The following is an 11,595-nucleotide window of genomic DNA, read 5'->3' as shown; positions in this document are numbered from 1 at the left end:
TCCTCATTTGGCGTCGGCGTAGCAGTCGACGACGGCGGTCTCCATCGGGAACACGACGGGGGTGCGGCCGAACAGCAGGCGCCCGGCCTCCTCGGCGGACGCCCGCACGGCCGCCCCCACCTCCTCGGCCAGCTCCGCGGGTGAGTGGACGATCACCTCGTCGTGCTGGAAGAACACCAGGCGGGGCGGGCCCAGGGCGGCCAGGCGGCGCCGCAGCGTGGCCAGCAGCACCAGCGCCCAGTCGGCGGCGGTGGCCTGGACGACGAAGTTGCGGGTGAAGCGGCCCCGGCTGCGCACCGCCGCGGCCGCGCGCTCGGTGCCCTCGGCGGTCAGGGCGCGCCACTCGGCCGACGGCGGCGGGCAGGTGCGGCCCAGCAGCGACCGGACGAGGTGACCGCGCTCGCCCGCGCGGGCGGCCGATTCCACGAACCCGAACGCCTCGGGGAACCGGCTCTTCAGCACGGCCAGCAGTTGCACGGCCTCGCCGGTGCCGCCCCCGTACATCGCCGACAGCAGGGCGATCTTGGCCTTGTCGCGGGCGCCGCCGAAGGCGTCGGCGAGGGCGCTGTAGAGGTCGCCCTCGGCGGCGGCGCGGGCGAACGCGCGGTCGCCCGCCAGCGCCGCCAGCACCCGCGGCTCCAGCTGGGCGGCGTCGGCGACCACCAGCGCCCAGCCGGGGTCGGCGACGACCGCGCGGCGCAGCACCCGCGGGATCTGCAGGGCGCCGCCGCCGTTGGTGGCCCAGCGGCCCGACACCACGCCGCCGACCACGTACTCGGGCCGGAACCGCCCGCCCGACACCCAGGTGTCCAGCCACGTCCAGCCGTGCGCGGTGTGCAGCCGGGCCAGCTCCTTGTACTCCAGCAGCAGCGGCACCGCCGGATGGTCGACGCGTTTGAGCACGTGCGCGCGGGTGGAGGGGACGGGCAGCCCGGCCGCGGCGAACGCCTTGACCACCTGCGCCGGGGAGTCGGGGTTGACGTGCCGTCCGAACGCCTCGCCGATGCGGTCGGCCAGCTCCTGCAGGCGGCGGGGGCGCAGCCCGCCGGACGGGCGGGGCCCGAGCAGCTCGGTGAGCAGGGCGTCGTGCCGCTCGGCCGACCAGGGCAGCCCGTCGTGGCCCATCTCGGCGGCGACCAGCGCGCCGGCCGACTCGGCCGCCGCCAGCAGCGCGAACCCCTCCAGCCCGGCGACGCGGCGGCGCTGCGCGGCGTGCACCGCCACGACCTGGTCGATGTCGTCGTGCCGGGCGCCCGCGTCGGGGGCGCCGCCGGTCTCGTCGTCGAACAGCGACGGCTGGGGGCGGACGTCGGGCGGCGCGGGGTCATCGGGGACGGGCGCGCCGTTCAGCCTGGCCCAGGCCGCCCGCACCGAACGCGGCTCGCCGTAGCGGCCGTCGTGGCCGAGCAGCAGCGTCTCGACCAGTTCGAGGTCGTGGCAGCGCGCCACCCGCACGCCCGCGCGCAGCAGCCGCGGATACACCCGGGCGGTGGACGGCCACACCCACCGGGGGGCGGCCGCGCGCTCGCGGTCGGCGATCGCGGCGGCGAGGTCGGCGACACGCTCGGCCGGCCCCGCGGGCGCGCCGTCGTCGCCCACCGGACGCAGCGTGCCCCCGCCGTCCTCTCCGCAGGCCACCGCGATCCTCACCGCTCCAGTGTCGCGGACGGCACCGACAGAACCGGCGCGTGCGACCAGCGCGGCCGTCAGGCCGGCGAGGAGGGGGAGGCGGCCGTGGCGGCGGGCCGCAGGGGGATCGTCACCTCGTCCTCCACGGGCGGTCGGTCCTCCTGGTCGCCGCAGCCCGTCGCCGCGAAGCAGCGGATCCGCAGCCGCTCCTCGGTGACGTCGATGCGCAGGAAGCTCTTGAAGAAGGGCGGGCGGTCCCAGTCGACCATCTCCGAACGGAAACGCTGCGGCACCTTGCGCACCGGGAGCCGCGCGTAACGCAGCCTTCGCCGCTGCCCCTTCGGCACGCCCAGCAGCGCGGCGACGAAGCGGGCGCGCCGCGACGGGGAGGCTCCCGAGGCCTCCCCCACGCTGTTGTACGCGCGGGCCGGTTCGATGCCCAGGCGGTGGCGGATGGCCTCGGTGGCCTCCTGCGGGGTGAGCTCGAACAGCTTCGGCAGCCGCAGCCACCTGCCGTACAGCTTGCTGTAGCGCGACAGCGAGTCGCCCCGCAGCGGGTAGCAGCGGAAGTCGTTCTCGTCCACCAGGCGGGTGCGGGGGATGATGTGGGTGGCGTGCATGAACGCGCCGCTGCCGCCCGCCACCACGTACTGGATCGTGCGGTCGCCCACGCGCACCGGGTAGCGCTGGTAGTTGTGGATGTCGCCGCCGATCGCGGCGACGTAGTTGTTGGCCGGGTCGCGGACGACGTCGTCGACCGTCCCGCCGCCTTCGATCCGGCCGGGGGCGCGGCGGTCGTCCACGCACAGGGGCTTGCCGGTGATGAGCAGCTTGGGCTTGGGGCCCGCGGAGACCTCCCGTAGCCACGCCCCCTGGTCGCGGTCGAGGCCGCCGGTGATGCCGGTGTCGATGGCCACGATCCTCAGCGCGGGCGTGTCGATGGCCCAGTACGGCCCGGGTTGCCGCGCGCGTTGCCTGGGGGCGCCCCGGTAGCGGTCTCTGGCCTGGGCCAGCGCCTTGTCGTCCACTTCGCCCGGCCGGCGCCACAGCAGGCGCGGCACCAGCGCCAGGGGGCCGCGCCAGGGTTCGGGTGTGCAGTCGATCGTCAGGTCGCAGAACACCCGGAGGAACCCCTGCAGGCCGTCGTACCAGTCGTGGTTGCCGGGGATGGCGTAGATGGGCCCCGGGTAGCCCTGGTACGGCCGGAAGAACTTGTCGGGGTAGTCGGCGGCGTCCCCCGCCGGATAGATGACGTCGCTGGCGATGACCATGAAGTCGGTGTCCTCCCCCACGCGCAGCGCGGGCGGCACCACGGCGTACTGGGAGCGGTCGCCCTCACCGGTGTCTCCCAGGAGCAGGAAGGAGAACTCCGTGGCCGAGCGGTGCATGGTGAACGCCGCCCTCGTGCCGCGCGCGGTCAGCGCGGCGACGCAGCGCCGCCGGATGCCGTTGGACGGGTCGCCGAAGAGCTTGGCGATGACGTCGTTGCGCGAGCGCCACAGCACCGTGGGGCGGCGCCAGGAGAACGGCTTGACCCGCTCGGGCAGCAGTTCGCCGAAGCTGCCCGGCTTCCCGCACACCCATCCCGCGCCCGCCTCGGACGTGCGGGAGTTCTCTGGGGTTCGCTCCGCGGCCGCGTCCTCGGCGCGCACACTTCACCTCCGGCAGGATGAGGGGACAGCGCCACCCTTTCCGGAGATGATCTGCCCCGTCAAGCGATTCGGCGGGGCTCACCCGGCGGTTCGCGCGGCCTGCCCGGCCCGCGGCCGCCTCACTGGACGGTGAAGGTGCGCGGGTCGCCGGTGGGGACGATCTCGCGGCCCAGCGGCAACAGCGACACGGGGATCAGCTTGAAGTTGGCGATGCCGAACGGGATGCCGATGATCGTCACGCACAGGGCGATGCCGGTGACCAGGTGGCCGAGGGCCAGCCACCATCCGGCGACCACCAGCCAGATGACGTTGCCCAGGCAGGAGGCGGCGCCCGCGTCGCGGCGGCGCACCACGGTGTTGCCGAACGGCCACAGCGCGAACAGCGCGATGCGGAACGAGGCGATGCCGAACGGGATGGTGATGATCAGGATGAAGCAGATGATCCCGGCGATGGCGTAGCCGACGGCAAGCCAGAATCCCGACAGCACGAGCCAGATGATGTTCAGCAGAGTGCGCACGAGCCCCACCCTAGGCATCCCGCGGCGCGGTGGGGGGCGCGAACGACGCGGTCGGCGCCGACGCCACCCCCGTGGACGTCGGCGCCACCACGCCCAGGACGACCGCGGTCATCATGAGTCCCCCCAGAACGGCGAGCTGTCGCCATCTCATGACCGGTCCCGCAGTCGCCCTTAGGTCCCTTATCGGGACGTTCTGAACGCTATACGGGCGTCCGTAATGCAGGCGTAAACCGACCAGAACTTGCCGTCCAAATCTGGTGCACGGCGCCGGCGTGCCGTCTCGCGGGCTCGGGGGCTGGATCAGGGGGCGGGATCAGGGGCCAGGACGCGCAGCGCCTCGGGCAGGACGGTGGCGGTCACCGGGAGCACCCCGGGCAGCTCGCCGTCCGCCCCGTACGGGAGCGTCCGGCCCGGCGTGGCCAGCTCGATCCGGACCTGGCGGCCGCGCAGGACCTCCACCTGGGGGCGGCGCACGTGAAGGCCGTTCTCCAGCTCCCGCATCACGGCGAAGAACAGGGGTTTCGGCGCGCGGTTGATGACGACCACGTCGAGCAGGCCGTCGTCCACGCGGGCGTCGGGGGCGATGTGGCGGCCGAAGCCGTACCAGCCGGAGTTGGCGGCGACCACGGTGTAGCCGGTGCGCCGGTGTTCCTGGCCGTCCACGGTGATCCGGTAGTCGGCCGGTCGCCAGGTGAGGACGGCCCGCAACGCGCCGACGTAGTACGCGGCCGAGCCGCGCAGCACCCGGGTCCTGTTGGCGTTGGCGTTGGCGACGGCGTCCACCCCCGCGTAGACGCTGCCCAGGACGGGGGTGCCGTTGGCGTCGATGGCGTCCACGGCGCGCGGCTCCCCCTCCAGCAGCAGGCGGGCCAGGGCGTCGGGCCGGGAGGGGATGCCGAGCTGACGGGCGAAGTCGTTGCCGCGTCCGGCGGGGACGATTCCCAGCACCGCCCCTGTCGTGGCCAGGGCGCCGCCCACGCAGCCGACCATGCCGTCTCCGCCCACGCCCAGCACGACGCGGCCGGCGTCGGCGGCGGTGCGGGCGAGCGCGGCCGCGTGCCGCAGTCCGCGGCTGTACTCGACGACGACCTCGGCCCCCGCCTCGCGCAGCAGCCGCGCCAAGGGGACGAGCGTGGCCGCGGAGGCGGAGGCGCCCGCGGCGGGGTTGACGATCGCGGTGAACGCGCGGCGGCCTTCTGGCGACGGCATCGCGGCTACTCCTGGGCTGCGGGCGGGAGGAGGACGCCGGGGTTGAGGATCCCCGCCGGGTCGAGCCTGCGTTTGACGGCGCGCAGCACGTCGACGCCGAGGGGCCCGATCTCGCGCTCGTACCAGGCGCGGTGGTCGGTGCCGACCCCGTGGTGGTGGGTGATCGTGCCGCCGGCGGCCAGGATGGCGTCGCCGGCGGCGTGCTTGGCCTTCTCCCAGTGCGTCACGGCGTCGGCGCCCTGGGCGGACACGACCGTGAAGTACAGCGACGCCCCGGCCGGGTACACGTGCGAGATGTGGCACATGACCAGGGGCGGCGTGCCCTGGGCGGTCAGGGTGGTGGTGAGCGCGTCCCTGACGGCCGTGTACAGCTCCGGCAGGCCGGACCAGAACGCGGCCGTCTCCAGGGTCTCGGCGAAGGCGCCCACGTCCAGCAGCGCGTCGCGCAGGTAGGGGGCGTTGTAACGGCCGTGTTCCCATGACCGGCCCGGCCCGGGGCCCAGGGGTTCGCCGCCCTCGTCCTCCAGTACGGCGCGCACCCGGGCGCGGCGGTCGGCGATCTCCTGGGGCGAGCCCTCGAAGCCGACCACGGCCAGGCATCCGGACGTCTCCCCCAGGCCCTCCCCGATGGCGTCCGGGTCGGCCAGGCCCACCATGGTCTCGGCCTCGTCGGACAGCCGCAGGACGGTCGGCTGCGGGCCGTCCTGGGCGATCCGCCGCAGCGCCGCGCCGCCCTGGGCGAAGGAGGCGAACCGCCAGCCCTCATAGGCGTGCGCCTCGGGGGCGGGCCGGATCCGCACCGTCACCGACGTGATCACACCGAACGCGCCCTCGGAGCCGAGGACGAGCTGACGCAGGTCCGGCCCGGCCGCCGACCGGGGCGCCCGCCCCAGGCGCAACGTGCCCTCGGGCGTGGCCACCGTCAGCGCGAGCACCATGTCGTCGAACCGCCCGTACCCGGCCGACGCCTGCCCGCTGGAGCGCGCGGCCGCGAAGCCTCCGATCGACGCCCATTCATAGGACTGCGGGAAATGGCCGAGGGTGAAGCCGTGTTCGCGCAGCAGCGCCTCGGCCTGGGGCGCGCGCAGCCCCGGTTGCAGCACGGCGGTGCGCGACACCGGGTCGAGGTCGACGAGCGCGTTCATGCGGCGCAGGTCCAGGGCGACGAAGGCGTCGAAGGGGCCGTGCGGGGTGAGGCCGCCCACGACCGAGGTGCCCCCGCCGAACGGCACCACCGCCGTGCGCCGCCGCGCGCACACCCGCAGCACGGCCAGGACGTCCTCGTGCGAGCCCGGGAGCACGACCGCGTCCGGCGCGTCAGAGGTCTCCCCGGCCCGCATGCGCAGCAGGTCGGGGGTGGACTTGCCGCGGGTGTGCCTGATGCGCGTCTCCGCGTCGGCACGGACGTGCTCGGCGCCCCCGACCGCTTCGGCCAGGGCGGCGAGAGTCTCCTCGCCGAGGCGCGAGGCGGGGACCGTGACGTCCTCCAGGCGTGGCGGCGCGGCCTCGGCGGGACGCACGCCGAGCAGGTCGCGCAGCAGGCGCACGGCGCCGTCCGGCAGGCGCGTCGCCCTGGCCGGGTCTCCCCACCCGCTCCACCGCATGTCCGGGGTGTCCACCGCGCCTCCCTGCGCCCTCGACATGCTTACACTGTGACATATGGCGTCTAATCGTAACAAGCCAACCGATGACGCGGTGCTGGACGCGGCCCGCGACTGCGTGCTGGCGGTCGGGGTGCGCCGCACCACGCTGACCGACATCGCGCGCCGCGCCGGGGTGTCGCGCATGACGCTCTACCGGCGCTGGCCGGACGTGCGCACGATCGTCGGCGACCTCATGACCCGGGAGTGGATCGGCGTGGCGGCGGCCGCGCAGCCGCCCGAGGACGGCCGCCCGGTCCGCGAACGGCTCGTCGACGCCCTGGTGGAGGGGGTGCGCGCGTTCCGGGCCCATCCCCTGCTGCGCAAGATCGTGGACGTCGATCCCGAGCTGCTGCTGCCGTACGTGCTCGACCGGCGCGGCGCCAGCCAGGAGGCCTTCCTGGAGTTCTTCGAGACGGCCCTGCGCGCCGGGCACGCCGACGGCACCATCCGGCGCGGCCATCCGGCCCGGCAGGCGCGCGCGCTGCTGCTGATCGTCCAGTCGTTCGCGCTGTCGGCGCCGACCATGACCGACGACACCGACCCCGGCCTGTCCATGGACGCCCTGGACGCCGAACTGCGCGACATCCTGGAAAGGACCCTGGCGCCATGAGCACGTCCCTGTCCGCCGCGCGCAGGGCCCGGGAACTGGACGACCTCCCCGGCAAGGTCGTGGACGTCCTGGTGGTGGGGCTGGGCGTCACCGGTGCGGGCGTGGCCCTCGACGCGGCCTCACGCGGCCTGTCCGTGGCGGCGATCGACGCACACGACCTGGCGTTCGGCACGTCCCGGTGGAGTTCCAAGCTCGTGCACGGGGGGCTGCGCTACCTGGCCTCCGGGCACGTGGACGTCGCCTACGAAAGCGCCGTCGAACGCGGCATTCTCATGGAGCGCACCGCCCCGCACCTGGTGCGCGCCCTGCCGTTCGTGCTGCCGCTCACGCCGATGGTGGGGCGTGCCCAGACCACCGTGACCCGCGCCGGGATGCACGCGGGGGACGCCCTGCGCCTGGCCGCCGGCACCCCACGCGCCGTCCTGCCCCGCCCCCGCCGCCTGTCGGCCATCGAGACGTTGCGCCTGGCCCCTCCCCTGCGTCCGTATGGGCTGCGCGGAGGACTGCTGTCGTGGGACGGGCGCCTCGCCGACGACGCACGTTTGGTGACCGCCATCGCCCGCACGGCGGCCGGGCTGGGCGCGTCCATCCTCACTCGCTGCCGCGCTCTGGCCCTGGGCGGAGACGGGGCGCACGTACGCGACGAGCTGTCGGGCCGCGAGTTCACCGTGCGCGCGCGGGCCGTGGTCAACGCCACCGGCGTCTGGGCGGGCGAACTGGTCGGCGGGGTGCGGTTGCGCCCGTCCCGGGGCACGCACCTGGTGCTGCGGTCGACGGCGTTGCCCGGGCTGTCGGCGGGGCTGCACCTGCCCGTGCCCGGGGAGCGCAACCGGTTCGTCCTGGTCATCCCCCAGGAGGACGGACGCGTCTACGTCGGCCTGACCGACGAGCCCGTCGACGGCCCCGTCCCGGACGTGCCCGAGCCGACCGAGGCCGACATCGGGTTCCTGCTCGACATCCTGGACTCGGCCCTCGACGTCCCTGTGACCCGTGATCAGGTGGCGGGGGCGTTCGCCGGGCTGCGCCCGCTGCTGGACGACGGTCAGGGGAGCACCGCCGACATCTCCCGGCGGCACACCGTGCTGACCTCACGCGACGGCGTGGTCACCGTCGTCGGCGGCAAGCTGACCACCTACCGGCGGATGGCCGAGGACGCCGTGGACGCGGCCGTCGCGTCCGCTCCCCGTCTGCACGCCGGACCGAGCCGCACCGCGCGCCTGCCGCTCGTCGGCGCCGCCCCGCCCGCCCGGCTGGCGGCCCTGGACGCGCCGCGCCGCCTCGTGCGGCGGTACGGCACGGAGGCGCCGCTCGTCGCGGCGCTGGCGCGCGAGGACGCCTCGCTGCTGGACCCGGTGCTGCCCGGCCTGCCCGTGCTGCGCGCCGAACTGGCCTGGGCGGTGCGGCACGAGGGCGCGCTGGACGCCGGCGACCTGCTCGACCGCCGCACCCGCATCGGCCTGGTGCCGGCCGACCGCGCCGCCGCACTGCCCGCCGCGGAGGCCCTCCTCTCGGTGGTGTGACGAAGCTCGGCGTGACAAAGCTCGGCCTGACAAAGTTGGGCATGCGAAGCACGTGTGACGAGTGCGCGTGCATGGGCAAGCGTGACGTCACCGTACGGGCAGCACGGCCAAGCGCGCAGGTAAGACGCCGAATCCGTGGCCGAGAGGCGACGGCGGCGCCGGAAACGGCGCACCACCGGGTCATCAAAGATCAAATCCAGGGTATGAGGTGATTCATGTCTCCTGGTGACCCGGGGGTTGATTAGGTTAACCTAACCTAATCGCGTTATCGATCAACGGGGGTCCCACGTGACGCGCCGGAACAGTTGCGCCCACTGCCCGGGCAGCCACTCGGGCGAGCGGTCGTGCCTGGCGAGCGCGACCACCAAGGCGCGCGGCTGGCTGCTCGTCGAGCACCCGGGCCCGTGGCCCGAGCGCGTCGAGCAGGGACTGCCCGGCCACCCCGCGATCTCCGAGGCCGTGCGCGCCGCCCAGGCCGCGGGCGTCCGGCCGCAGCTCATCCGCAGGTCCGGACGGCGCCGCCGCATCCCGCCCGTGCAGGTGTACGTGGGCTACTCCCACGGCGAGCGGGTCTGGCTGGAGGGACGCGAGCTCGCCGACCCCGCCGAACTGGCCGACCTGGACCTGGCGGCGGTCGCCGCCGGGACGCCCCCCGGGTTCGGCGAGCCGGTCACCGACCCGTTGCTGCTGGTGTGCGCGCACGGCCGGCGCAACGCCTGCTGCGCCCGCTACGGTGCTCCGCTCGCACGGAAACTGACGGCACGTTTCGACCCTTTTGTATGGGAAACGACCCACGTCGGCGGTGACCGTTACGCAGCGAACCTGGTATGTCTCCCACACGGCGTGTACTACGGCGATCTCGGCCCCGACGAGGCCGTGCGGGCCGTGGACGCCTACCTGCGGGGCGAGGTCCTGCTGGACCGGCTGCGCGGCCGTGCCGGGCTCCCCGAACCGGCGCAGGCCGCCGAGCACTTCGTGCGAGCGCACACCGGGATCCGCGGCGTGACGGCGGTCACCGTGGAATCGGTGTCGGGAACATCTCCGTACGAGGCGGTGGTTGTTGTAGGCGAGAGGCGTTACCGGATCGTCGTGGAGCGCGTCGAGCAGACCGGTCCATGCGGTGCGGAGTGTCAAGAGAACCTCGGAACCTACGTTGTTAGGGAACTCACCCTTCTCAACGAGGCGGCCCTCGTGTAATCTCTCGGAGGCCCCATTCGAGGGTCTCCCTTGCCGCACGCGGCCCTCTGTCCCGGAACACAACCGGGCGGGGAACAGAGCGGCAACTCCAGACGTTGGACCTCTCGGCGCTGCTGACGCACGTCTTGTAGCACGTCGAGCGTCCATGTCCCGAAATTGCTCAGCAAAACCAACCAAGGTGGGTGTTCCATGGCTCAGGTACGTCGTCAGGCAAACCTCCCTCGTCCCAGCTGGGGCTGGCAGGACGCCGCGGCGTGCCGGGGGGAAGACCTGGTGCTCTTCTTCGGACCCGACGGCGAGCGTCAGCCCGAGCGTGAGATCCGTGAGCGCAAGGCCAAGCAGATCTGCATGGGCTGCCCCGTGCGCACCGAGTGCCTGGACTACGCGGTGTCCCGGCCCGAGAAGTACGGCACGTGGGGCGGCCTGAACGAAGACGAGCGCGCCTCGGAGCGCCGTCGCCGGATGCGTCGCGCGAACGCCGCCTGAGGCGATCTCCGCCGGACGCCAGATCGCTGCGTCGCGCACCCCGGCACGCCACCGGAAAACGTACGGCCCCGCACTGCGGGGCCGTTTGCGTTGCCCGCCCCTGAAAACACCCGACGTCTTTCATCACATGTCCGTCACATGTACGTCACGGTGCCGCCGAAAACACCACGCGAGACGCGAATGCGGAGTATGGCGTGAACGCAATACACGATGCCGCCCCGGCGTGTGATCAATTTACGCGAATTCGCGCCTCCCGCCATTCCCCGGCCGGCTTCCCAGGCCCGTCCGTCCGGCTTCCCACGCGCGTCCGGCCGGTTCACTCGGCGAGGCGGGCGCGGTCCAGCCAGGAGATGACGTCGGCGTCGGTCAGCTGCTCGAAGTCCCGGTACCACTGGCCCACCGCGCGGAACGACCACGGCGCCGCCAGCACCGCGACGTCGTCCGCCTCGGCGTCCATCGCCCGGACGGTCTCGGCGGCGCCCACCGGCACCGCCAGCACCAGCCGCGCCGGGCGCCGCGCCCGCACGGCACGCAGCGCCGCGCGGGCCGTGCCGCCGGTCGCCAGCCCGTCGTCCACCACGATGACGGCCCGTCCCGCCAGGTCGGGCAGGGGCCGCTCGCCCCGGTAGGCGCGCACCCGGCGGTCCAGCTCGGCGCGTTCGGCCTCGACCGTGGCGGCGAGGTCCTCCTCGTCCAGCGACAGGCGGTCCAGCAGGTTCCGGTCGAACACCGGCTCGCCACCCTCGGCGATGGCGCCCACGCCCAGTTCGGGCTGGAACGGATAGCCGATCTTGCGGGTGACCAGGACGTCCAGCCGGGCGGGCCGGTCCGGGAGCGACAGCCGCCGGGCGATCTCGTAGCCGACCGGCACGCCGCCGCGGGGCAGCGCCAGCACCACGGCCCCTTCCAGCCCCATCGGGACCAGCCGCTCGGCCAGGAGACGGCCCGCCTCGGCGCGGTCGGTGAACGGCAGCCGGACGCTCTGGGTTCCGGAACCCGCGCCACGCGCGGCGCCCCCGCCGGTCCTGTTCCAGGGCATCGGCGCCCCCCTCCCGGGGTCGCGGACTTCGCCTGTCCCTTGACCTGTGCCCTACCCAGCCTCGCCGGGTTATCGAGCCGCCCGGCCTCGTA

At 74.1% G+C, this 11,595-nt stretch carries 10 protein-coding genes; 4 read left to right on the top strand and 6 right to left on the bottom strand.

What is annotated here, in order from left to right:
• Window positions 1-3: 3 nt before the first annotated feature.
• The 5 genes from ABD811_RS35050 to ABD811_RS35030 form a co-directional block, all read right to left on the bottom strand.
• Window positions 4-1,650: a bifunctional 3'-5' exonuclease/DNA polymerase gene (locus tag ABD811_RS35050; RefSeq protein ID WP_344956356.1), complete on the bottom strand. Its 1,647-nt coding sequence runs from the start codon at window positions 1,648-1,650 to the stop codon at window positions 4-6.
• 56 nt (window positions 1,651-1,706) lie between these two features.
• A complete protein-coding gene (locus ABD811_RS35045) occupies window positions 1,707-3,281 on the bottom strand; it encodes a metallophosphoesterase family protein (protein WP_344956354.1) in 1,575 nt (524 codons plus the stop codon).
• A 119-nt stretch (window positions 3,282-3,400) separates the two neighbouring features.
• Window positions 3,401-3,817: a YccF domain-containing protein gene (locus ABD811_RS35040; protein ID WP_425549492.1), complete on the bottom strand. Its 417-nt coding sequence runs from the start codon at window positions 3,815-3,817 to the stop codon at window positions 3,401-3,403.
• 282 nt (window positions 3,818-4,099) lie between these two features.
• Window positions 4,100-5,008, bottom strand: coding sequence for a diacylglycerol/lipid kinase family protein (locus ABD811_RS35035; protein ID WP_344956350.1), 909 nt, complete (start codon window positions 5,006-5,008; stop codon window positions 4,100-4,102).
• 5 nt (window positions 5,009-5,013) lie between these two features.
• Window positions 5,014-6,612, bottom strand: coding sequence for an FAD-binding oxidoreductase (locus tag ABD811_RS35030; RefSeq protein WP_344956466.1), 1,599 nt, complete (start codon window positions 6,610-6,612; stop codon window positions 5,014-5,016).
• Window positions 6,613-6,667: 55 nt separating this feature from the next.
• Between ABD811_RS35030 and ABD811_RS35025 the strand changes: the two genes are divergently transcribed.
• From ABD811_RS35025 to ABD811_RS35010, 4 genes are all read left to right on the top strand, one after another.
• A complete protein-coding gene (locus ABD811_RS35025; protein WP_344956348.1) occupies window positions 6,668-7,261 on the top strand; it encodes a TetR/AcrR family transcriptional regulator in 594 nt (197 codons plus the stop codon).
• On the top strand, window positions 7,258-8,781 hold the full coding sequence (locus ABD811_RS35020) for a glycerol-3-phosphate dehydrogenase/oxidase (RefSeq protein WP_344956346.1): 1,524 nt from the start codon (window positions 7,258-7,260) through the stop codon (window positions 8,779-8,781). Before ABD811_RS35025 ends, ABD811_RS35020 begins: the two co-directional genes overlap by 4 nt.
• Window positions 8,782-9,069: 288 nt before the next feature.
• Window positions 9,070-9,978 (top strand): ferredoxin family protein, encoded by a 909-nt coding sequence (locus tag ABD811_RS35015; RefSeq protein ID WP_344956344.1) that lies wholly within the window; start codon window positions 9,070-9,072, stop codon window positions 9,976-9,978.
• Between the two features lie 189 nt (window positions 9,979-10,167).
• Window positions 10,168-10,464 (top strand): WhiB family transcriptional regulator, encoded by a 297-nt coding sequence (locus ABD811_RS35010; protein WP_021600082.1) that lies wholly within the window; start codon window positions 10,168-10,170, stop codon window positions 10,462-10,464.
• Window positions 10,465-10,780: 316 nt separating this feature from the next.
• Here ABD811_RS35010 and ABD811_RS35005 read toward each other — a convergent pair whose 3' ends face one another.
• Entirely contained in the window at window positions 10,781-11,503 is a 723-nt protein-coding gene (locus tag ABD811_RS35005) for a phosphoribosyltransferase (RefSeq protein WP_344956342.1), read from the bottom strand.
• Between the last annotated feature and the right edge of the window lie 92 nt (window positions 11,504-11,595).

This window comes from Actinomadura miaoliensis, from assembly GCF_039536785.1.
In the GTDB taxonomy this organism is placed as follows: domain Bacteria; phylum Actinomycetota; class Actinomycetes; order Streptosporangiales; family Streptosporangiaceae; genus Spirillospora; species Spirillospora miaoliensis.
This window is presented reverse-complemented; position numbering and strand designations above follow the sequence as displayed.